The organism is Marinobacter sp. es.042, from assembly GCF_900188315.1.
Taxonomy (GTDB): domain Bacteria; phylum Pseudomonadota; class Gammaproteobacteria; order Pseudomonadales; family Oleiphilaceae; genus Marinobacter.
Genome location: NZ_LT897781.1, coordinates 16,942 through 39,397, shown reverse-complemented (window position 1 = coordinate 39,397; position 22,456 = coordinate 16,942). Strand labels below are relative to the sequence as shown.

Annotated in this window: 23 protein-coding genes; 16 read left to right on the top strand and 7 right to left on the bottom strand. The window is 58.2% G+C overall.

The window, feature by feature from the left end; all coding sequences use genetic code 11:
* Positions 1-401: 401 nt before the first annotated feature.
* The 7 genes from sufB (at position 402) to CFB02_RS00200 (ending at position 6,868) form a co-directional block, all read left to right on the top strand.
* Positions 402-1,850 (top strand): Fe-S cluster assembly protein SufB, encoded by a 1,449-nt coding sequence (gene sufB / locus CFB02_RS00230; protein ID WP_008169346.1) that lies wholly within the window; start codon positions 402-404, stop codon positions 1,848-1,850.
* Positions 1,851-2,045: 195 nt separating this feature from the next.
* Positions 2,046-2,831 carry a Fe-S cluster assembly ATPase SufC gene (gene sufC, locus CFB02_RS00225; protein WP_088556315.1) on the top strand — a complete coding sequence of 262 codons (786 nt, stop codon included), beginning with the start codon at positions 2,046-2,048 and terminating at the stop codon, positions 2,829-2,831.
* Between the two features lie 15 nt (positions 2,832-2,846).
* A complete protein-coding gene (gene sufD / locus CFB02_RS00220) occupies positions 2,847-4,133 on the top strand; it encodes a Fe-S cluster assembly protein SufD (protein ID WP_088556313.1) in 1,287 nt (428 codons plus the stop codon).
* 6 nt (positions 4,134-4,139) lie between these two features.
* Positions 4,140-5,393 (top strand): aminotransferase class V-fold PLP-dependent enzyme, encoded by a 1,254-nt coding sequence (locus tag CFB02_RS00215; RefSeq protein WP_088556312.1) that lies wholly within the window; start codon positions 4,140-4,142, stop codon positions 5,391-5,393.
* A gap of 13 nt (positions 5,394-5,406) precedes the next feature.
* Positions 5,407-5,760 (top strand): HesB/IscA family protein, encoded by a 354-nt coding sequence (locus CFB02_RS00210; RefSeq protein WP_008169339.1) that lies wholly within the window; start codon positions 5,407-5,409, stop codon positions 5,758-5,760.
* Between the two features lie 94 nt (positions 5,761-5,854).
* A complete protein-coding gene (gene sufT, locus CFB02_RS00205) occupies positions 5,855-6,397 on the top strand; it encodes a putative Fe-S cluster assembly protein SufT (RefSeq protein ID WP_008169336.1) in 543 nt (180 codons plus the stop codon).
* Entirely contained in the window at positions 6,398-6,868 is a 471-nt protein-coding gene (locus tag CFB02_RS00200; protein WP_088556310.1) for a SufE family protein, read from the top strand.
* A gap of 12 nt (positions 6,869-6,880) precedes the next feature.
* Here the strand turns inward: CFB02_RS00200 and CFB02_RS00195 are convergent, their stop codons facing one another.
* Both CFB02_RS00195 and CFB02_RS00190 read right to left on the bottom strand, forming a co-directional pair.
* Entirely contained in the window at positions 6,881-8,086 is a 1,206-nt protein-coding gene (locus CFB02_RS00195; RefSeq protein WP_088556308.1) for a flagellar assembly protein T N-terminal domain-containing protein, read from the bottom strand.
* A 36-nt stretch (positions 8,087-8,122) separates the two neighbouring features.
* Entirely contained in the window at positions 8,123-8,671 is a 549-nt protein-coding gene (locus tag CFB02_RS00190; protein WP_062781091.1) for an LPP20 family lipoprotein, read from the bottom strand.
* A gap of 248 nt (positions 8,672-8,919) precedes the next feature.
* On the opposite strand from CFB02_RS00190, the gene traF reads away from it, so the two are divergent.
* The 5 genes from traF to trmL all read left to right on the top strand — a co-directional run bounded on the left by traF (position 8,920) and on the right by trmL (position 13,966).
* A complete protein-coding gene (gene traF, locus CFB02_RS00185) occupies positions 8,920-10,179 on the top strand; it encodes a conjugal transfer protein TraF (protein WP_227519273.1) in 1,260 nt (419 codons plus the stop codon).
* 135 nt (positions 10,180-10,314) lie between these two features.
* On the top strand, positions 10,315-11,436 hold the full coding sequence (locus CFB02_RS00180; RefSeq protein ID WP_088556305.1) for a multifunctional CCA tRNA nucleotidyl transferase/2'3'-cyclic phosphodiesterase/2'nucleotidase/phosphatase: 1,122 nt from the start codon (positions 10,315-10,317) through the stop codon (positions 11,434-11,436).
* A 9-nt stretch (positions 11,437-11,445) separates the two neighbouring features.
* Positions 11,446-12,192, top strand: coding sequence for a pteridine reductase (locus CFB02_RS00175; protein WP_088556303.1), 747 nt, complete (start codon positions 11,446-11,448; stop codon positions 12,190-12,192).
* A 125-nt stretch (positions 12,193-12,317) separates the two neighbouring features.
* Positions 12,318-13,496: an acetyl-CoA C-acetyltransferase gene (locus tag CFB02_RS00170; RefSeq protein WP_088556302.1), complete on the top strand. Its 1,179-nt coding sequence runs from the start codon at positions 12,318-12,320 to the stop codon at positions 13,494-13,496.
* A 5-nt stretch (positions 13,497-13,501) separates the two neighbouring features.
* Positions 13,502-13,966, top strand: a complete 465-nt coding sequence (trmL, locus tag CFB02_RS00165) for a tRNA (uridine(34)/cytosine(34)/5-carboxymethylaminomethyluridine(34)-2'-O)-methyltransferase TrmL (RefSeq protein ID WP_088556300.1) — start codon at positions 13,502-13,504, stop codon at positions 13,964-13,966.
* Between the two features lie 48 nt (positions 13,967-14,014).
* Here trmL and secB read toward each other — a convergent pair whose 3' ends face one another.
* Complete coding sequence (secB, locus tag CFB02_RS00160) at positions 14,015-14,518, bottom strand: protein-export chaperone SecB (RefSeq protein ID WP_088556299.1); 504 nt, start codon at positions 14,516-14,518, stop codon at positions 14,015-14,017.
* Positions 14,519-14,662: 144 nt separating this feature from the next.
* On the bottom strand, positions 14,663-15,079 hold the full coding sequence (locus CFB02_RS00155; RefSeq protein ID WP_008169323.1) for a rhodanese-like domain-containing protein: 417 nt from the start codon (positions 15,077-15,079) through the stop codon (positions 14,663-14,665).
* A 147-nt stretch (positions 15,080-15,226) separates the two neighbouring features.
* Between CFB02_RS00155 and gpmM the strand changes: the two genes are divergently transcribed.
* From gpmM to CFB02_RS00135, 4 genes are all read left to right on the top strand, one after another.
* Complete coding sequence (gene gpmM / locus CFB02_RS00150) at positions 15,227-16,774, top strand: 2,3-bisphosphoglycerate-independent phosphoglycerate mutase (RefSeq protein ID WP_088556297.1); 1,548 nt, start codon at positions 15,227-15,229, stop codon at positions 16,772-16,774.
* A 20-nt stretch (positions 16,775-16,794) separates the two neighbouring features.
* A complete protein-coding gene (locus tag CFB02_RS00145; protein ID WP_088556296.1) occupies positions 16,795-17,928 on the top strand; it encodes a murein hydrolase activator EnvC family protein in 1,134 nt (377 codons plus the stop codon).
* Positions 17,929-18,025: 97 nt separating this feature from the next.
* Entirely contained in the window at positions 18,026-19,432 is a 1,407-nt protein-coding gene (locus tag CFB02_RS00140) for a S41 family peptidase (RefSeq protein WP_088556294.1), read from the top strand.
* A complete protein-coding gene (locus CFB02_RS00135; protein WP_088556292.1) occupies positions 19,429-20,244 on the top strand; it encodes a divergent polysaccharide deacetylase family protein in 816 nt (271 codons plus the stop codon). The genes CFB02_RS00140 and CFB02_RS00135 overlap by 4 nt, the downstream gene beginning before the upstream one ends.
* Here CFB02_RS00135 and hisF read toward each other — a convergent pair.
* The 3 genes from hisF to hisH are packed head-to-tail and all read right to left on the bottom strand — an operon-like array spanning position 20,241 to position 22,396.
* Positions 20,241-21,014, bottom strand: coding sequence for an imidazole glycerol phosphate synthase subunit HisF (gene hisF, locus CFB02_RS00130; RefSeq protein ID WP_088556290.1), 774 nt, complete (start codon positions 21,012-21,014; stop codon positions 20,241-20,243). The two genes, CFB02_RS00135 and hisF, sit on opposite strands and share 4 nt — an antisense overlap.
* A gap of 9 nt (positions 21,015-21,023) precedes the next feature.
* A complete protein-coding gene (gene hisA / locus CFB02_RS00125) occupies positions 21,024-21,761 on the bottom strand; it encodes a 1-(5-phosphoribosyl)-5-[(5-phosphoribosylamino)methylideneamino]imidazole-4-carboxamide isomerase (RefSeq protein ID WP_014578248.1) in 738 nt (245 codons plus the stop codon).
* Complete coding sequence (gene hisH / locus CFB02_RS00120; RefSeq protein WP_088556288.1) at positions 21,755-22,396, bottom strand: imidazole glycerol phosphate synthase subunit HisH; 642 nt, start codon at positions 22,394-22,396, stop codon at positions 21,755-21,757. The genes hisA and hisH overlap by 7 nt, the downstream gene beginning before the upstream one ends.
* Positions 22,397-22,456 lie beyond the last annotated feature (60 nt).

The window sequence follows — 22,456 nt, the reverse complement described above, 5'->3', positions numbered from 1 at the left end:
TTCACGGCGTGTCTGGGGAGACTTCCCGCTCACCCTGCCATGCACTCACCTCAAAAGCCCCAGACCTACAAGAGCCAGACTATCAGCCTCATTACCACCCCCTTAGTGCCCCAAAGGCCGATTAAGGTATAATCACCCCACGCCCAAATTAATACCTGACTATTTTACTCTGGTATTGTATAATCGCTGCCCAGAAGCGATGGATACGAACGGGTTTTCTACTTATTTTTCAGCATCAGCTTTGGAAATCCGTCATCCAAAAAGCGATTGCAGGGCGTACTCACAGGATGAGCGACCACTGCAACACCCAAACTGATGACATCCGATCGACAGCCCATTCATGAGGCTGCCGGCGACACCAAGGGCGCAAGCCCGCGATGAGAGAATACGGAGCGACGATCATGGCGACCACCGACACCGAGGTGAACGAGCTGATCAAACGGGAATACGAATACGGATTTGTAACAGACATTGAATCCGACACATTCGAACCCGGCCTTAATGAAGACGTTATCGCCCGCCTTTCCGGCCTCAAGAAAGAACCGGAATGGATGCTGGAGTGGCGGCTGAAAGCCTACCGTCGCTGGCTCGAGATGGACGAGCCGGACTGGGCCCATGTGGGCTACCCGAAAATCGACTACAACTCGATTTCATATTACTCCGCGCCCAAGCGTCCGGAAGACATGCCCCAGAGCCTGGACGAGGTAGATCCGGAGCTGCTGAAGACCTACGAAAAGCTGGGCATCCCCCTGCACGAGCGCGAGAAGCTGGCCGGCGTGGCTGTTGATGCAGTCTTCGATTCGGTTTCTGTAGCAACCACATTCAAGGAACCACTGGCCAAAGCCGGCGTGATCTTCTGCTCTATCTCCGAAGCAATTCAGGATTACCCGGAGCTGGTCAAAAAATACCTGGGCTCGGTCGTGCCGGCTGGTGACAACTTCTTCGCCGGACTGAACTCCGCAGTCTTCTCCGACGGTACCTTTGTCTATGTACCCAAGGGCGTTCGCTGCCCGATGGAACTGTCCACCTACTTCCGCATCAACGCGGCCAACACCGGCCAGTTCGAGCGCACCCTGATTATCGCCGAAGACAGCAGCTACGTGAGCTACCTCGAAGGTTGCACTGCGCCCATGCGGGACGAAAACCAGCTTCACGCCGCGGTTGTTGAACTGGTAGCCCTCGACGACGCCCAGATCAAGTACTCCACGGTACAGAACTGGTACCCGGGTGATGAAGAAGGCAAAGGCGGCATCTTCAACTTTGTTACCAAGCGCGGTGCCGCCATCGGCAAGAACTCCAAGATCTCCTGGACCCAGGTGGAAACGGGCTCCGCGGTCACCTGGAAGTATCCGAGCTGCGTCCTGAGAGGCGAAAACAGCGTTGGTGAGTTCTATTCCGTAGCACTGACCAACAATTACCAGCAGGCCGACACCGGCACCAAGATGATCCATCTGGGCAAGAATACCTCCAGCACGATCATCTCTAAGGGTATTTCCGCCGGCAAGAGCTCCAACGCTTACCGCGGCCTGGTGAAATTTGGCCCTGGGGCGGAAGGCGCACGTAACTTTACACAGTGCGATTCGCTGCTGATCGGCGACCGCTGCGGCGCGCACACCTTCCCCTACATCGAGAGCAAGAACAAGTCGGCCATCGTCGAGCACGAGGCAACCACCTCGAAGGTGAGCGATGAGCAGATGTTCCTCTGCCGCCAGCGCGGTATCGACCCGGAACAGGCGGTCTCCATGATCGTGAATGGCTTCTGTAAGGAAGTGTTCAAGGAGCTGCCCATGGAGTTCGCTGTCGAAGCCGGCAAACTGCTTGAGGTGAGCCTCGAAGGGTCCGTTGGTTAACAGGACGGCAAGCACAAAAGTATCGCAGAAGCCGTCGGGCAGGCCCTTCCGGGATCGTCGAAATCAGGGATGATTTCGTCGAGCGTACAGGGACGTATTTACAGCGTATCCCGGAAGGGCCTGCCCGATGGCTGACTCCCCCCAGTTAGGGGCAGGCAACAGAATTCAGACGGTTAAATGAGAGAGACGCTACAAATGCTGAGCATCAAGAACCTGCACGCATCCGTTGAGGGCAAAGAAATCCTCAAGGGCATCAACCTGGAAATCAAGGCCGGGGAAGTTCACGCCATCATGGGCCCCAACGGCTCTGGTAAGAGCACCCTGTCGCAGGTGCTGGCAGGCAACGAAGCATTTGAAGTCACCGAGGGTGAAATCACCCTGAACGGCGACAACCTGCTGGAACTTGAAACCGAAGAGCGTGCCCGCGAAGGCATTTTCCTGGCGTTCCAGTACCCGGTGGAGATCCCCGGCGTGAGCAACCTGCAGTTCCTGCGCACCGCCGTGAACGCCATGCGCCAGCACAAAGGCCAGGACGAGATGAACGCGGCCGAGTTCATGAAACTCGCCAAAGAAATTTCCAAGCAGGTGGATCTGGATCCGGCGTTCCTGAAGCGTGGCGTCAACGAAGGCTTCTCCGGTGGTGAGAAGAAGCGTAATGAGATCATGCAGGCCCTGCTGCTGCAGCCGAAGCTGGCGATTCTCGACGAGACCGACTCCGGGCTCGATATCGACGCCCTGAAGGTTGTCTCTGACGGCGTGAATGCTCTGCGCGCGGAAGACCGCGCCATCCTGATGGTGACCCACTACCAGCGTCTGCTGAACCACATTGTGCCGGACTACGTGCACGTTCTGGCAGGCGGCAGGATCATCAAATCCGGTGGCCGCGAGCTGGCGCTGGAGCTGGAAGAACGCGGCTACGGCTGGCTGGGTATCAAGGATGAAGAAACTGCCGACAGTTCAGCCACAAGTTCTGCCAACTAAACGGGAGGTCGCGGAATGAAACCAGCACCCACGCTTTCCACCGCGTTCCTGCACCCGGCCGGGCAGTCCCTGCCGGAGCCCCTGCTCGCCCTGCGCAAGCAGCGTGGAACCGCTCTGGTCGACATGCCGTTGCCGACCCGGAAAACCGAAAACTGGAAATACTCCAGCAAGTACCTGAAGCTGACCGACGACATGGCCATCTCCCTGCCGGCGAATGGCAAGACCGGCAGCGGCCTGGCAGTGCCCGGCTACAAGGTTGCGTTCCTTAACGGTGTAATGATGCCGGAGGCCTGCGAATATCCGGATCTGGACGGCATCAGCATCAAGAGCTTCGGCGACCTGAGCGATGAGGAAGCCAGCGATCTGGCGGATCGCCTGGACAGCACCCTGGACAACAAGGCGGTTCAGATGGCCCGGTTGAATTCCGCCCGGTTTGAAGACGGCCTGCTGATTCGCCTGAAGCCAGACGCAGTGCTCGACCAGCCGCTGTTCATTGTTCACGAGGTAACGGCCGAGGCCAGCGGTTCGGCTTTCCCGCGCATTTTCGTGGATGCCGGCCGTCATAGCCAGATTACGCTCGTGGAGGAGTACATCTCCAGCGGCTCGGCGCAGGTCATGGTCAACACCGTTACGGAATTCAATGTGGCCGACGGCGCCAACATCACCAGCATTCGTCTTAACATGGAAGGCGAGAACGTCCAGCACATTGGCTCCACCGGCGTCCTGCAACAGCGCAGCTCGCGGTTTGAAAGCCATACCGTTGGCTTTGGTGGCCCCCTGCGCCGGCACGACCTTCAGGTCCGGCTTCAGGGTGAAGGCGCTGAGTGCAAGCTCAACGGGGTAGTTGTTACCCAGGGCAAACAGCACTACGACAACCACACCACCATCGAGCACGTAGCTGCCCACTGCAACAGCGAAGAAACCTATCGCAATATCGCAGCGGACCAGTCCCACGCCGTGTTCAATGGCCGGATTCATATCCATCAGGACGCCCAGAAGTCCAATGCGGATATGAACAACAAGAACCTGCTGCTGTCCAACGGGGCAGAGATTGACACCAAGCCGGAACTGGAAATCTACGCCGATGACGTGAAATGTGCCCATGGCGCGACCATCGGCCAGCTTGACGAAATTTCGCTGTTTTACCTGGTTTCACGGGGTATCGGCCGGCGTCAGGCGAACGTTCTGCTCACCATGGCCTTTATCAACGAGCTGGTCGAGCAGATTCCGGTTGAAGCAGTGCGGGAGACGGTCCAGGGCCGTCTGAACCACTTCTTCGAACAGACATTTCAGGAGGCGTAACCGGTTATGACCGATCTGTCCGTGGCAAGCACCGCCAAGCGCACCACCTTCGACGTGGACGCGATTCGCCGGGATTTCCCGATCCTGTCTCAGCAGGTAAACGGAAAGCCCCTGGTGTATCTGGACAACGGTGCGTCGGCCCAGAAGCCGGAGGCTGTACTGGATGCCATGGATCGGTATTACCGTGAGATGCACTCCAACGTCCATCGGGGCGCCCATACGCTGGGAGACCGTGCGACCTCCGCCTTCGAGGGTGCCCGCGAGACGGTTCGAAACTTCCTGAACGCCGAAAGCACCCGGGAAATTATCTGGACCCGCGGCACTACTGAGGCCATCAACCTGGTTGCCAACGGCCTCGCCCCGCGCCTGAAGGCTGGTGACGAGATACTGGTGAGCCACATGGAACACCACGCCAACATCGTGCCCTGGCAGATGATTGCCGAGCGCACGGGTGCGAAGGTGGTACCTGTCCAGGTAACACCGGAAGGCGAGCTGGACCTCGAGTCCTTCACCAGCCTGCTCAATGAGAAGACTCGTGTGCTGGCAATCACCCACGTTTCCAACGTGCTTGGTACCGTGAACCCGGTGGCGGCCCTGATTGAGCAGGCCAAGGCCCACGGAATCATAACCCTGGTGGACGGAGCCCAGGCGGTACCTCATTACCAGCCGGACGTTCAGGCACTGGGCTGCGACTTTTACGTGTTCTCATCGCACAAGCTGTTTGGCCCCACCGGTATTGGTGTGCTTTACGGTAAGGCCCAGTTGCTGGAGGAAATGCCTCCTTACCAGGGCGGTGGCGAGATGATTGAACGGGTATCGTTTGAGCGGACCACCTGGAACACCCTGCCCTACAAATTTGAAGCCGGCACCCCGGCCATCGCCGAGGCAGTTGGATTGGGAGCGGCCATCGACTACCTGAACGGCCTGGATCGTTCCGCCATGGAAGCAGCCGAGATCGCCCTGCTTGATCGGGCCAACCAGCTGGTGGAAACCGTACCCGGCATGGAGATTATCGGTACCGCAAAACAGAAAGTGCCGGTTATATCCTTTAAAATTGCCGGTCTGCACCCCAGCGATATAGGCACGCTGCTGGATCAGCAGGGTATCGCAATCCGCACCGGCCACCACTGCGCCATGCCGCTGATGGATTTCTATGGAGTTCCCGGTACAGCAAGGGCTTCATTCGCGTTCTACAATACCCTGGACGAGGTGGATACATTGTTTACCGCCCTGCAAAAAGTCCAGCGTCTGTTTGCCTGATGGAGGTCGAATCATGACAGCCGAAGTCTTCACCCCGACCGTTGCCGTCACCATGACGCCCAGCGCGGTCAAGCACGTACGCAAACAGCTGGAGAAAAAGCCGGACGCCAAGGGCATCCGGCTGGCCATCAAGAAAAGTGGCTGCTCCGGCTTCAAATACGAAACCCAATGGGTGGAAGACACCGCCGCCGACGACAAGGTGTTTCACATTGATGGCGTCGATGTTTTCGTGAAAGAAGAGCATCTGCCGCTGGTGAACGGCATCGAGATCGATTTTGTGACGGAGGGCGTGAACTCCATGTTCCAGTTCCGCAATCCGAACGCCACCGCAGAATGCGGATGCGGCGAGAGCTTTACCGTAGCGTGAAATTGGGGTCAGATGAAATTGGGGTCAGATGAAAATTTCATCTGACCCCCTCTTAACAGACATCAAAGATTGAAAAAGCGAGGCCCGAACAGGCATGCAAGAACGGGAAGTGGTCCTGACCAAACGCGAGGTGGAAGCCCGCCTTGTTCCTTCCGGAACCGAAATCATGATTCCGTCGGACACCTTTGTGACCATCACACAGTCACTGGGTGGCACCTTTACGGTCGCTGTTAACGGTAACCTTGCCCGGATTGAAGGCCACAATGCCGACGCGCTCGGCAAGAAACCCCTGGAAAGCAGCTTCGAAACCCCGGAAGACGGCACCGTCAACGAAAACCAGGTCTGGGAAGCCATGCAGAACTGCTACGATCCGGAAATTCCGGTGAACGTGGTGGATCTGGGCCTGATTTACGAGTGCAGGATTGAAAATGGCACCGAAGACGGCAACCATGTGTACGTGCTGATGACCCTGACTGCCGCCGGCTGCGGCATGGGCCCGGTGATTACCGAAGATGTGAAAACCAAGCTCGAACATGTGCCCAACGTGGACAAGGTGACCGTTGAACTGACCTTCGATCCGCCCTGGAGCAACGAAATGCTCACCGACGAAGCCAAACTCGAACTGGGAATGCTGTAAATGACTGCCAGTGAACAGGACTTTCTGAACAACCCCCTGGGTAAAGACACCACCCTGGATGACGTTCTCGATGGCTTCGAGCTGCTGGACGACTGGGAAGAGCGCTACGCTTTTATCATTGATCTGGGCAAGCAGCTTCCTGCGTTTCCCGAGGAATCCCGGGTTGAAAAAAACTATGTTCATGGCTGCCAGAGCCAGGTCTGGCTGATTCATCACTACGATGAAGATAGTGGCCGGCTTTACCTGTTGATTGACTCTGACGCCATGATTGTTCGTGGGCTCGCTGCCATCATTCTGGTCGCCCTTAACGGCAAAACCCCGAGAGACCTTCTGGCCACGGACATTGATGAGTTATTCGAGCAACTGGACCTGTTCCGGCACATTTCCCCGACCCGCGGCAACGGGCTCAGGGCGATGGTTGGCAAGATCCGCGACATTGCGGCCGCCGAGGTGGCCAACGCCAGCAATTGATGCCCGTCAGCCCTACCAGATAATCGCTATATCATCTCTCTGGATATTCACGATGCCGCCCAGTTGCGGCATGGTACCCCGGCTGAAATGCGGCTGAACTTTTTCGAGCGTCACTGACAAGTCGCTGTCCTGCAGCTCGGGTGAGTCGTCTGGCGACTCCAGATAGCGTTTGCTGCGATAGATCTTTAGCTCGTCACCCGGCCGAAGGCCCGCTGTGGCGCCCGACTCCAGGGTTACAGAAAAGCCGTCCACCCGCGCAATTCTGGTAATAAAGGGCTGACACGCCAGCGCCTCCGTTACCGCGGCTGCCATCTCTCCGATAACACCATCGACGGACTGGCCGTAGGCTGTTTTCTGGAAGCCGGCCGAGCCGAACCCTGCTGAACTGCCAGGCCCGGCATCCCAATCGGCTGCGGTTTCATATCTCTGGCGGTATACCGGCGCGCCGCTGAAGCCATCAAAGATGACAAGGTCAGCCGCAAACCGGCGCCGTTGATCTACTACGCCAATGCCCCTCTGCATTCTATCCAGTACCGACGTGCCCCACGCCGACGGATCAGCAACGCCAAGATCCCGAATCACACCTGTCACTACGAACTGAACGCCCATTTCTCGGGCCAGCTCAAGCACGTTGGTCAACCGATTGTCGCCCTGTTGTACCGTAGGCGCGTTCAGCAGATCCGTGAACATCCGTGAGGTTGTCGCACCAAAAACCTGCAAGCCACCCTGAGCCACCAAACGCTGCTGGAGTTGTTGCGGCAAAATTTCGCCGGCGTCATCAATCCGCCCCACCCTGGCCTGGTCCGGATACAGCACAGGAAACCCGGTCACTGCGACACGCTTTTTCAGGCGTCCGGAATCTCCCGATCCGCATTGGCTGCGACTCTCGCTGATATCTCCGCGTACAATCACCCGCAATAGGTTACCGCTCTGGTACTCATCCACGATCCGCACATTCCTGGCCCGGGCGCTTGAGGCCAGGTCCATCCGTGACTCGGTGATTACGCCGTTTTTCATGGTGTCGTGCGTGCTCACCCTGGCTTCATACTGCAGGGAAAGGTCCCGGATTGCGGCCTTGCGGGCCTCAGCCCGGGCGGCTTCCAGGTTGCCATTGTGGATATTGGCATGGCCCACGCCTTCCAGAACTACCGCATGGGCGGCAGAAACCACGAAAAGGGCCAGAGCTCCGAGCACAGCCAGTGACAGCAAGCGTTTCATAATTCTCGATACTCCCTACACTCTCTATACTCTCGATCAATCAAGGTAATACAGGGAATCCACGCCTTTACTCTGTACATCGCCCACGCTGTCATTTTCTTGCGGCATGGGAATCGGGCAGAGATCCTGCACCTGATCATCAGCAACCTTGGCCACACAGGCCCGGAAACGTGGCTCGAGCTTCAGTTCCATCACCGTTTCGAAGACACCGTCGCTGTGCTCGTTGACCGCGACCAACTTCGCGCCGCGAATATAGCTGTCCACATAGGTTCTGAAGGTGTCGTTGCGCAGCACAAAATCATTAACGGTGGAACTACCGTACACGACGGTACCGTAGACCCGTTCAACGAGATTCCGGTAGGCGTCCAACTGAGAGGCCCGGCGGGCCATCAGACGTTTGCGGGTATTTGAACGGTCGGCCGCAACATCCTCATAGGTACCCAGACCGCTCACCCGCACAGTAATTGGCTCCAGCATCGTATCCTGACGGGACTGGTTGCCGTTATCCCCCTGATAACTGCCAACCGGCGCACAAGCAGCCACCGTTGTTGCCAGAAGAGGCATAAGTATCCAGCGAAGGTTCATTGCGTGTCTCCAGAAAACGTCATTTCCGGTTTGCCATGAAAAAACTACGCCAGTTTTTCTAACTGCCTGATATTCCGATCAACAACTCCCAACCGTATTGTTTTGCAATCCCTATGCGGCAAAAAACTGCCTCTGTTTACACATCCAAAACAAACCGTTACCCCATGCGTCATGAGCTGGATAAGGTTCTGCCTTACCCTTTCAGGTACGTAACATCTATTTTGCCTTTTTACCTGACAGGATTCTTCATGACCGGATATCGCCTGACCAAACTTTCTTTGGCTATTGGTCTTTCCGTTGCCACCAGTTCTGCGCTGGCCAGCCCGCAGTCGTTTATGTCTGCCCGCTCTTTTGCCATGGGTGGCACTGGAGTGGCGGTTGCAGCGCCATCTGACGCCCCTGCGGAAAACCCGGCCATGATGGCTGCGGATCATCACAGCTGGAACGATGATTTCGGGCTTACGCTGCCCTCCGTGAATGTGCGGGCAGCGGACGAAGAGGAAACTATTGATCAGGTCGATGACATTCAGGACACCATTGATGACTTTGAGCAAGCCATCGACAACCTGAATCAATCAGAAGCACAGGGTCAGGCCGCCAAACTCCGTGATCAACTGCAGGCCTTCGACGAGGATACTGCCCGGGTTAACGCCGGCCTGGGCCTTTCCCTCGCCTTTCCCGGGCCGAAACTTTCGGTAGGGGTGTTCGCCAATGGCAACCTTACGGCAACCGTTCGAGGTGAATACGATGAGAACGACGATGCCATTCTTGAAGCTATCGAGAATGGCAACACCCTGCCGCCCTCCGGCATCACAGATGACCTTGAATCCCGCGGCAAGATTCTTGCCACCGCCGTTTCCGAAGTCGGAATCAGCTTCGCCCGGGAATTCCAGCTGGCCAATGGTCAAGCGATGCAGTTAGGGGTTTCACCCAAGTACATCAATCTGCAAACATTCCAATACACGGAAACCATTTCCGACTTCGAGGATGACGACTTCGACGGCGACCAGTATCAGACGGACAAGAGCGGCTTTAACCTGGATATCGGCGCAGCTTACGCATTCGGCGAAGAGAAACAGTGGAATGCCGGTATCGTGGTCAAAAACCTCATCCCGATGGAGTTGGACTCTGCAGCGAGCCGTCCCGAGCTGGGTGAAGAAGTCCGGACACTGGAACTCAACCCCATGGCCACCGTCGGCATCGCCCACAAGAGTGAGTACCATGTAGTCACTGCAGAAGTTGACCTGACCAAGAAAGAAGCCTTCGGCTTCGAGGACGACACCCAGTGGGCAGCCCTTGGCGCCGAATTCGACGCCTTCCGTTACGCCCAGCTGCGGGTGGGTGTTCGCCACAACCTGGCCAGCAACGATGACAACGACGGCATTGAAGAGAAAACCCAGTTCACTGCAGGTCTCGGACTGAACATAGTCGGCGTCCGCCTCGATATCGGTGCCCTGTACAGCGATGCCGATGTAGGCGCGGCTCTGGAGCTTGGCACCGCGTTCTGAAGCAAACTTCTGTTAAAGCCCGCCCGGGCAGTCCCGGGCGGGCTTTTTTTATGGTAAGCGGCGTCAGAGGTTTGCCTGCCCCGCCCGGGAACCGGATAATCCACCGACACACTCCCGAAAGGAATCAGAGATTTCATGCAGGCCTATCTGGTTGGCGGTGCCGTTCGTGACGAATTACTCGGCCTTGAGGTGAAGGACCGGGACTGGGTGGTCGTCGGTGCAACCCCCGGGGAAATGCTTGCCAACGGTTTCAAGCAGGTGGGCTCGGACTTTCCGGTATTCCTGCATCCCCGAACCCGGGAAGAATACGCCCTGGCCCGCACCGAAAGAAAACAGGGCCACGGCTACCATGGTTTCACTGTCTACAGCGCACCGGACGTCACCCTTGAGCAGGACCTGAAGCGACGGGACCTGACCATCAATGCGATGGCAAAAGCTGAAAACGGCGATCTGGTCGACCCCTTTGAAGGCCGCAGAGATCTGGAAGATCGCAAGCTTCGGCATGTCTCGGAGGCCTTCGCGGAGGACCCCCTGAGAATTCTGCGCACGGCCCGGTTCGCAGCCCGCTTTCACCCGCTGGGATTTTCCGTGTGCGACCAGACCATGGCCCTGATGAAGCGCATGGTGGATAGCGGAGAAGTAGACCACCTGGTGCCCGAACGGGTCTGGCAAGAATTCCAGCGGGCGCTGCATGAACAGGCGCCCGAGGCCTTTTTCGAAGTTCTTCGTGACTGCGGCGCCCTTGAGGTTCTTATTCCGGAATTAGCTTCGGAAAAAGTTTTTCAACTCGCGATGGCGGCACTTGGCTGCGTCCACCGCCGCTTGCACGCCCAGACGGAGGAGCGTTTTGCGGCCCTGCTCTCCCCCCTGGATGCCCCTGTTGCAAAGGACCGGGCAAAAGCCCTTAAGGCACCCAATGACTGTCAGAATCTAACGCGACTGGTTACTGCCTTCACACCCCAGATCCGGGACATTGATGCGCAACGCCCGGACGCCGAAACGCTTTTGGACCTTCTCGACCAAGCGGACGTCTGGCGCCGCCCGGAACGTTTTTCGCAACTCCTGAACGTGCTCGAGTGTGCCTTGCCGGGCGATTCCCGCACACTGGACCTGCTGCGAGCCGCCTCGAAAGCAGCTACCGGCGTTGAGCCGAGAAGCCTCCTGGCGCAAGGGTACAAAGGCAAGGAACTGGGCAGTGCGATCCGCACGGAACGCCTGAAACGCATCGGCGACGCCGTCGCACCGACCAACCACTGAGGAGGCACCATGCCGTCCACAACGCCTGTCGCCCTGATCACCGGCGCAGCCCACCGTCTTGGCGCACAGACTGCCCGGACACTTCACGAAAGAGGGTGGAACCTGGTGATTCACTACCGAAGCCGGGAAGAGCAGGCGAACTCACTGATTGCGCAGATGAACCGCCAACGGCCCGACTCCGCCTGCGCCCTACAGGCGGATTTGAACCAGTTAGCTGGAGTGGACCGGTTGGCGAGTGACGCCGTCGCACAGTGGGGCCGACTGGACGCACTGGTGAACAATGCATCGGTCTTCTACCCCACCCCGACCTCAGAGGCCACCGAAGACGACTGGAACACAATCCTGAACACCAACCTTCGGGCCCCATTTTTCCTGCTTCAGGGATGCCTGGCCGAACTTCGGCGAAACCGCGGCAGCGTCGTAAATCTGATCGATATTTACAGTGAAAGGCCCATCGATGATCACCCGCTGTACTGCGCCACCAAGGCCGGCCTGGCTGCCCTGACGCGCTCCTGGGCAAAAGACCTGGCGCCGGACGTGCGCGTGAACGGCGTATCGCCAGGCGCAATCCTATGGCCAGAAGGCGAAGCAGAAATGGATCAATCCGCCCAGCAGGCAATCCTTCAGAAGACGCCACTGGCCCGCACCGGCAACCTTGACGATATTTCCGAAACCGTCGCGTTCCTGATCTGCGATGCGCCCTTTATCACCGGGCAGATCGTCTCTGTTGATGGAGGCCGAAGCCTGAACATGTAGCACAACCCGCGCATGACGGACCTGTTCTTTGGCCGGTGACCGCTTTCCGGATACAATGCCAGCAGTTTTCAATCCTGTTCGCGCCGGCCCCAATCCCGCGCGCGCCACTGATCCGGAGAATTCCCATGCGTGATGTCGTTATTGTTGCCGCCCGCCGTACTGCTATCGGAACCTTTGGCGGAGGTCTTTCCAGCCTGAGCGCAGACCAGCTGGGAACCGCCGTCATCAAGGCACTAATGGAAGAAACCGGCGTTGCCGGTGACCAGATCAACGAGGTGGTACTGGGCCAGGTTCTTACTGCCGGCTGTGGTCAGAACCCGGCTCGCCAGTCTGCCATTAACGCCGGCATTCCAGCGTCGGTGCCCGCCATGACCATCAACAAGGTCTGCGGCTCCGGCCTGAAAGCGGTTCACATGGCGGTGCAGGCCATCCGCTGTGGCGACGCCGAGATGATGATCGCCGGTGGCCAGGAAAGCATGAGCCAGGCACCGCATGTGCTGCCCAACAGCCGCAACGGCCAGCGCATGGGCAACTGGTCCATGGTCGATACCATGATCAAGGACGGCCTGTGGGATGCCTTCAACGACTACCACATGGGCATCACGGCTGAGAACATCGTAGAAAAATACGGCATCAGCCGTGAAGAGCAGGACGAATTCGCTGCGGCGTCTCAGCAAAAGGCCGCGGCCGCTCGCGAAGCCGGTTATTTCGATGGCCAGATTGTTCCGGTTTCCATTCCCCAGCGTAAAGGGGACCCGATCGTCGTTGACCGCGATGAAGGCCCCCGCGACGGCGTCACTGCCGAGGGGCTTGGCAAACTGCGTGCAGCCTTCAAGAAAGACGGCACCGTTACCGCCGGCAACGCCTCATCCCTGAACGATGGCGCCGCAGCCGTGATGGTCTGCAGTGCCGAGAAAGCGAAAGAATTGGGGCTGACTCCGATCGCCACCATCAAGGCTTACGCCAACGCCGGCGTGGACCCGACCATCATGGGCACCGGCCCGATTCCCGCCAGTCAACGCTGCCTCAAGCTTGCCGGCTGGAGCACGGATGATCTGGACCTGGTGGAAGCCAACGAAGCTTTCGCAGCCCAGGCCATTTCCGTGAATCGCGACATGGGCTGGGACACCGGAAAGGTTAATGTGAACGGCGGCGCCATTGCCCTGGGCCACCCCATCGGCGCATCCGGCTGCCGTATCCTGGTCTCCCTGCTGCATGAAATGGTTCGCCGTGACGTTCACAAGGGCCTGGCCACACTGTGCATCGGTGGCGGCATGGGCGTTGCCCTGGCGGTCGAGCGCTAGGTCCTGTGCTCCACGTTGTGCTGTATGAGCCGGAGATACCGCCGAACACCGGCAACATCATCCGGCTCTGCGCCAACACCGGTTGCCAACTGCATCTGATTGAACCGCTGGGTTTTAACCTGGAAGACAAACAGATGCGGCGGGCCGGGCTGGATTACAGCGAGTACGCAACGGTCAGGCTCCACAAGAGTTACCAGGACTTCCTGGCCAGCGAGCAACCCGGACGCCTGTTCGGGTTCACCACCAAAGGCAGCGCCCATTACCACGAAGTGAGCTACCAGGATGGCGACTACCTGATGTTCGGCCCGGAAACCCGCGGCCTTCCCGCTGATGTCCGCGAGGGGTTGCTGCCTGAGCATCGCCTGCGGGTTCCCATGCAACCGCATAGCCGCAGCCTGAATCTCTCCAATACCGCAGCCCTGGCGGTTTACGAGGCCTGGCGGCAGCTGGGGTTTAACGGAGCGACATAAAAAACCGGCCTGAGCCGGTTTTTTTATATCCGATCACAGTGGTTCGGATCAGTGAGTCTGCTGCTCTTCGCTTGCCTCGCCAGCAGCTTCTTCCTGCTTGCGCTTGAGCGCCTGGGCATAGATGGCGTCGAAGTTCACCGGCGCCAGCATCAGGGCCGGGAAGCTGCCCCTGCTCACAATACCGTCGATCGCTTCGCGCGCATACGGGAACAGGATGGTCGGGCAGTAGGCGCCCAGCATCTGGCCCAACTGCTGGCCTTCGATGCCCTGAACCAGGAACACGCCGCCCTGCTGGATCTCGACGATGTAAGCTACCTTCTCACCTACTTTCGCGGTGACGGTCAGGGAAAGCACAACCTCGTACTGGTTGTCGCTGACCTTATTGTGAGACGTATTCAGATCCAGATTCACCTGCGGCTTCCACTGCTCCTGAAATACCAGCGGAGAGTTGGGTGACTCAAAAGACAGGTCCTTCACGTAGATGCGCTGAAGGGCAAACTGGGGTTGGTTCTGGTTGTCACTGCCTGCTGCGGCTTGCTGATTCTCAGCCATTTTCAATCCTTTCGTTCTCGATCATGGGCTCGGGGCCCGTTGTTATGGGATGTTATGAAGTGTGCTGCCGGGACATTCTACGTTGGCTCCGGGCCGGCTTATGTGAAACAGTGCGGCAGAATGATCTTCAGATCAAGGGCCGCTCTATTTCTTCACCAGCGGAAGATTGCTGGCTTTCCAGTCGGCAACACCGCCGTTCAGGCGAACCACATTGCTGAAGCCTTCAGCGTTCAGCTGTTTAACCGCCATGGCAGAATGCTGGCCCATCTTGTCGGCAACGATGATCTGTTTGTCCTTGAACTTGCTCAGCTCACCAACCCGGCTCTTCAGGCTGTTCAGGGGAATGTTGATCGAGCCGGTAATGCGGCCCTCACCAAACTCCTTGCGGTCCCGGATGTCGACTACAACGGCTTCATCCTTGTTAATCAGATTGACCGCACCCTGGGCCGAGATCTTGGCACCACCACGACGGGACTCCAGAATGAGAATGGCAACCAGGAATGCCACGAACAGCGACACAAGAATGTAGTGGTTAACGACAAATTCAAACAACCGGTCCATGAATTTACCCTGATAATGAGTTTGGCGGGATTATACACAGCCTGCTCCCCGGACAGAAGGTGACGAAAGTGGCCAGTAAATGCGAAAATAGATAAACTTCGTTTTCGTTTTAGTAAATTTACTAACATTTTACTCCCGGACTTAATGATGACTGCAATGCGCAAGCCGACTGCACTGATTATCCTGGACGGCTGGGGCCATCGCGACCCGGCTGAAGACAATGCCATCAGCAATGCCAGCACCCCGTTCTGGGACAAACTCTGGCAAAACCAGCCCAAAACCCTGATCAACACATCGGGTATGTTTGTTGGGCTGCCGCAGGGGCAAATGGGTAACTCGGAAGTTGGCCACATGAACCTGGGCGCAGGGCGCGTGGTCTATCAAAGCCTTACTCGTATCGACAAAGATCTGGAGGAAGGCACTTTCCAGCAAAACGAAGTGCTCTGCTCAGCGATCGACAAGGCTGTTCAGAGCGGCCGAGCCGTTCATCTCATGGGTCTGATGTCGCCCGGTGGTGTACACAGCCACGAAGACCACATTATTGCCGCTGCCGAACTTGCCGCCGCACGTGGCGCGAAGGAAGTTTACATCCACGCCTTCCTCGATGGCCGTGACATGCCGCCCCGTAGCGCAAAGCCATCCCTGGAGAAGGCCGCGGCCAAATTGAAGAGCCTCGGCGTCGGCCGCGTTGCCTCGATTGTGGGCCGCTACTATGCCATGGATCGCGACAACCGCTGGGACCGCGTGGAAGCGGCCTACAATCTGATGACCCAGGGCACCGCGGAGTTCACTGCGGCCGATCCGGTATCCGGGCTGGAACAGGCTTATGAGCGCGGGGAAAACGACGAGTTTGTAACGCCAACCCGGATCCACGCTCCGGGCGAGCCCGAGGGAACGATCAACGATGGTGACACGGTGCTGTTCATGAATTTCCGTGCCGACCGTGCCCGGGAAATGACCCGCACCTTTGTGGAGAAGGACTTCGACGGATTCGAGCGCAAGAAGCACCCGGAACTGGCCGACTTCGTGATGCTGACCGAGTATGCGGCGGACATCAAAGCTTCCTGCGCCTACCCGCCCGAGCAGCTCACCAATGGCCTTGGCGAATATATGGCGAAGCAGGGCAAGACCCAGTTGCGCATCGCCGAAACCGAGAAATACGCCCACGTAACCTTCTTTTTCAATGGCGGCCTGGAAACACCGTTCGACGGTGAAGAGCGCATTCTTGTGCCCTCGCCCAAGGTGGCGACCTACGATCTGCAGCCCGAAATGAGCGCACCAGAGGTAACCGACAAGCTGGTGGAAGCGATCAAGAGCGGCAAGTACGATCTGGTGGTCTGCAACTACGCCAACGGCGACATGGTTGGCCACACCGGCAAGCTGGACGCGGCAATCAAGGCGGCCGAATGCCTGGACGAATGCGTCAAACGCGTTGTCAATGCCCTGGATGAGGTAGGCGGCGAAGCTCTGATCACGGCTGACCACGGCAACTGCGAACAGATGACCGATCCGAATTCAGGCCAGGTTCACACTGCCCACACCATTGGCCCGGTGCCGCTGGTATACACCGGCCACCGCAAAGTTGTGTTGAAGAACGACGGCAGCCTGAGCGACGTTGCACCCTCTTTGCTCGCCCTGATGGGAATGGAGCAACCGAAGGAAATGACCGGGCACAGCCTGGTTGAGATCGGCTGATCCGGGATCGGAACCAACCCTTGCAACTCCACGCGATTCTGGCGCTCGCCCTCCTTCTGGGCGCAGCGCCGGCAACAGCCCAGCAGGATGTAACCCCGGCTCAGATCGAGGAACTCAAGGAACGCATTGAGGACATCGACGACTGGCTGGAGGACGCCGAAGAGGACCGCTCCTCCCTGGAGCGGCAACTTGCCGCGACCGAAAAGAATATCAGCCGCCTGACCCGTGAACGCCGCTCCCTGCGCCAGCAGGCCGAACAGCAGCAGCGGAGGCTCCGTGAACTGGAAAGCGAGGCGCAGGAGCTCACCCGAACCCTTGACCGCCAGCGGGACAGTCTCAAGAAGCAGATCCGCGCCGCCTGGATGGAAGGCGATGCGCCAGCCGTAAAGGTACTGCTTAACGAAATTGATCCGGACAAGATCGCCCGGACCATGACCTACTACGAATACCTCAGCAAGGACACAGTCGACCGCCTGGAGGCGTTCAGACAAAGCCTGCAAGAACTCAGAAGCACACAGGCTGCCGTGCAATCAACCCGGGTTGAACTGGCCAGAACTGAGGGAAACGTCGCTAAACGCCAGCAGGAACTGACGGCATCGAGAAAGGAGCGCCAACAGACACTGGCCGCCCTCAATGCCGACATCCAGAACCGACGCAGCGAACGGGAAGAACTGGAATCCGACCGCAAACGGCTTGAAAACCTGCTGGCGGAAGTCCAGCAGGCGATCAACAACATCCCCTCACCCAATGAATCCCAGCCCTTCGCCTCATTACGTAACAAACTGCCCTGGCCCGTAAAGGGACAGGTCCTGAGCCGCTACGGAGAGCGCTATGCCGACGGCAAACTCCGTCGCAACGGCCTGCTGATCGGCACCGGGGACGAAGCGGAGATCCGCGCCATACACTATGGCCGGGTGGTATTTGCCAACTGGCTTCGGGGCTTTGGCCTGATCACCATCATCGACCACGGCGACGGCTACATGACCCTGTACGGCCACAGCAGCAGCCTGTTCACCAGCCCAGGCGACTGGGTGGCTGCCGGCGAACCCATTGCCCAGGCGGGCCGCACCGGCGGCACAGATTCCCCGGCGCTCTACTTTGAAGTCCGGCACAATGGTAAACCCGACAATCCTGGCCGATGGCTGGCAAACTGAGAGCCCCCGGGAGGGCTGACAAACGTCGCAGGTAACGCCATACTGTCCAGAGTCAGGGAAACCAGACCAACTATCGGAATAAAAACGGGATATGTGAATGAAACGGGTCAGAAGTACACTCCACGCCTTGCCATTACGCAGCATTGCTCTCGCTACCTGTTTCGCAACCGCTTCCGGACTGGCCTGGGCCCAGGATAAAGATGCCGCCAGCGAGCAGCTGCTGGAAGGCATCCAGAACGGCGAACGTGTGGAAATAAGCCTGCCGGATCCCGAGAAGCAGCTGCCACTCGAAGACCTCCGCAAGTTCACCGAGGTATTCAGCCGCATCAAGGATGCGTACGTCGAGGAAGTAAGCGATCGCAAACTCCTCGAAAGCGCCATTAAAGGCATGCTGTCAGACCTCGATCCTCACTCCACCTACCTGGCACCCAAGGACTACGAAGAGCTCGAAGAGAGCACCTCGGGCGAGTTCGGCGGGCTGGGCATTGAAGTGGGCATGGAAAACGGCTTTGTGAAAGTGATTTCCCCCATCGACGACACGCCTGCGCAGAAGGCAGGCGTTCAGGCGGGGGACCTGATCATCAAGCTGGATGAAAAACCGGTTAAAGGTATGAGCCTGGAAGAGGCTGTCCAGCTAATGCGGGGCAAACCCGGCTCGATCCTGACGCTCACCATTATGCGTGAGGGCGAAAGCGCTCCCATCGAAATCGAAGTGGAACGGGACGTTATCAAGGTCACCAGCGTGAAATCCCGAATGCTGGAAAATGGTTACGGCTATGTTCGCATTACCCAGTTCCAGGCGGATACCGGCTCGCAGTTCAAGGATGCCCTAAACGGACTGGAAGACGAACTCGGACGCGATCTTGACGGCCTTGTTATCGACCTGCGCAACAACCCGGGCGGGGTGCTGCAGGCGGCCGTAGAGACCGCAGATGCCCTGCTTGATGACGGACTGATCGTCTACACCGAGGGCCGCATCCAGAGTTCCCGCCTGCGCTTCAGCGCGCGGTCGGGCGACATCATGGAAGGCACGCCTATTGTCGTGCTGATCAACGGCGGCTCCGCCTCTGCTTCAGAAATCCTCGCCGGCGCGCTTCAGGACCATGAGCGCGCTGTGGTGATGGGCACCAAATCCTTTGGCAAGGGCAGTGTCCAGACGGTCATTCCGCTGGATGAGACCCACGCCATCAAGATGACTACCGCGCGCTATTACACACCGGATGGCCGCTCCATCCAGGCCACCGGCATCAAACCCGATATTGAAGTACGTCCGGCGGAACTCAAGGAGCTCGACAGCAAGCCGTTCTTCACCGAAGCGGATCTGAGCGGGCACCTTGAAGGACAGAACGAGGGGCAGGACCAAGATGGAAACGATGATGCCCAGAACGCAACCGGTTCTCTTGCCGACCGGGATTATCAGCTACGCTCGGCACTGAACCTGCTCAAGGGAATCCGGATTCTGAACCCGAACAAGAGCGCCAAGGCAGAAGGAAGCGATCAGTGAGAGTAGTCAGTACTCTGCTGGCCGTAGCATTCTGTTTTACCGCCGGCACGGTGTCCGCGGAGCCGGCCCGAAAAGCACTGCCACCCACCATTGCCATCATTATTGATGACATGGGCCACAGCCTTGTTGAAGGTGAGCGACTGGCAAATCTGGATCAGCCGCTCACGCTGGCTTTTCTACCTTACCGTCCACACACGGACAGCCTGGCCCGGCTCGCCTATAAGCAGCACAAGGAAATCATGCTGCACGCCCCCATGGCCAACACCCGCAACTATGGCCTGGGTCCGGGCGGCCTGACCCCCGAGATGGACGAACAGAGCATGGTGACCACCCTTCGCCGTGCCTTGCAGTCGATTCCCCATGTCCAGGGCGTGAACAACCACATGGGCAGCCTGCTGACCCAGCAACTGCAGCCCATGGACTGGGTCATGAAAGAGCTGTTCCGCTACCCGGTGTACTTTATCGACAGCCGCACCATCGCCTCATCCGTGGCCGGTGATGTCGCAGCGGCGTACCGCATTCCGACCATGACCCGGGACGTGTTTCTCGACCACGAACAGACCGAAGAGTTTGTGGATCGCCAGTTCAAACTGCTGATCAAGCGCGCCAAAGAAAACGGCAGCGCCATCGGCATTGGCCATCCTCACAAAGTCACCGTGGACTACCTGGAGAAGCACCTGCCCAAACTGGATGAGCAGGGCATCGCCATTGCAACCGTCAGCGGCCTTTGGGCCATGCGCAACGGCAATCGGGGGATGTTTGCGGAAGGAGAAAAGCAGGCCATTCGACCTGCTTTTGCAAAGAAAGATTAATCGCGGACTTCTATGCCCTGAGCCTTCATGAAGGCCTTCGCTTCAGGAATGGTGTACTGTCCGAAGTGAAAAATTGACGCCGCCAATACCGCATCGGCACCGCCCTGAGTCACGCCATCGGCCAGGTGCTGCAGCTCTCCGACACCGCCTGAGGCAATCACCGGCACAATCACAGCATCGCTGATGGCTTTGGTCAGCCCGAGATCAAATCCGATCTTGGTGCCGTCCCGGTCCATGCTGGTCAGCAGTAACTCACCAGCGCCCATTTCCACCATCTTGCGGGCCCATTCTACGGCATCCAGCCCGGTGGGCTTGCGGCCACCGTGGGTAAAGATTTCCCACCGGGGCTCCTCGCCCTCTTCACTCACCCGCTTGGCATCAATGGCCACCACGATGCACTGGCTGCCAAAGCGATCCGCCGCTTCCCGGACAAACTCCGGGTTGAACACGGCTGCGGTATTGATCGACACCTTGTCTGCGCCAGCATTCAGGAGCTTGCGTATGTCATCCACGGTACGCACACCACCGCCGACAGTCAGCGGAATGAAGACTTCCGCCGCCATTCGTTCAACGGTCTCGTAGGTGGTGTCACGACTCTCATGGCTGGCCGTGATGTCGAGGAAGGTGATTTCATCGGCACCCTGCTCGTTGTAACGGCGGGCCACTTCCACCGGGTCGCCGGCATCGCGGATATCAACGAAATTGACGCCCTTCACCACGCGGCCTTTATCGACATCGAGGCAGGGAATGATGCGTTTCGCCAGAGCCATAAGCCGCCCTTACCCCTTCAGACCGTCGCAGAAAGCCTGCGCTTCAGCGACATCCAGGGTGCCTTCATAGATCGCACGGCCCGTGATGGCACCAAGGATGCCCTTGTCCGCCACGGTAGCCAGGCGCTTCAAATCATCCATATTGGTCACGCCACCAGAGGCGATAACCGGAATACCACCCTCTTCTGCCAGTGCAGCAGTCGCCTCCACATTGACGCCCTGCATCATGCCGTCTCGGCTGATATCGGTGTACACAATCGCGTCCACGCCGTCGTTGGCAAAGCGCTTGGCAAGATCGGTAGCCATCACTTCCGAGACCTCCGCCCAGCCATCGGTGGCCACGCGGCCGTCTTTGGCATCCAGGCCGACGATGATGTGACCCGGGAATTTTTTGCACATCTCAGTGACAAATTCCGGCTCCTTCACCGCCTTGGTGCCAATAATGACCCACTGCACACCGGCCTTCAGGTAGGCCTCAATGGTTTCTGCAGACCGGATACCGCCACCGATCTGGATGGGAAGATCCGGGTATTTACGGGCAATGGCCTGGACAATCTCGCCGTTGACCGGCTCACCGGCAAAGGCGCCGTTCAGGTCAACCAGGTGCAGCCGACGGGCGCCGGCTTCCACCCAGCGGGTGGCCATATCGACAGGATCGTCACCAAACACCGTGGAGTCGTCCATCCGGCCCTGACGCAGGCGTACACATTTGCCGTCTTTCAGATCGATTGCAGGAATTATCAGCATTTTCCAGTCCAGTTTGTAAAATTCTCGAGCAACTGCAGGCCCGCCCGGGCACTTTTCTCCGGGTGGAATTGCACTGCAAAAATATTGTCTCGCGCGACTGATGCCGCAAGGTCCACCCCATAGCGGGTGCGGCCTGCCATATCAGCGTTGCCCTCGGCTTCTGCGTAGAAGCTGTGCACGAAGTAGAAACGGTCACCCTCGGGAATGTTATGCCAAAGGGGGTGATCAATGGTCTGCTGCACCTGGTTCCAGCCCATGTGGGGCACTTTCAGGCGCTCGCCGTTTTCCGTGAGGTGGTCACCGAAATAGCGTACTTGCGAAGGGAACAGGCCGATGCAGTCAACACCGCCGTTCTCTTCACTGCGGGACATCAGGGCCTGCATGCCCACGCAGATGCCAAGAAACGGGCGATCCTGAGAGACCTCACGAACCAGATCCACTACCCCGAGACGATGCATTTCGGCCATACAGTCGCGAATGGCACCAACGCCAGGGAGGATGACACGATCGGCTTCACGGATTTTTTCGGCGTTGTCGGTGACCAGCACGGTGGTGTCCGGGGCAACGTGCTCTACTGCTTTTTTGGCAGAGTGAAGGTTGCCCATGCCGTAGTCGATAATGGCAACGGTTTTCATGGTTGTTGCGGTGTCCTTGATTGACCGGTAAAAAATGACCGGTTAAAGCGAGCCTTCTGG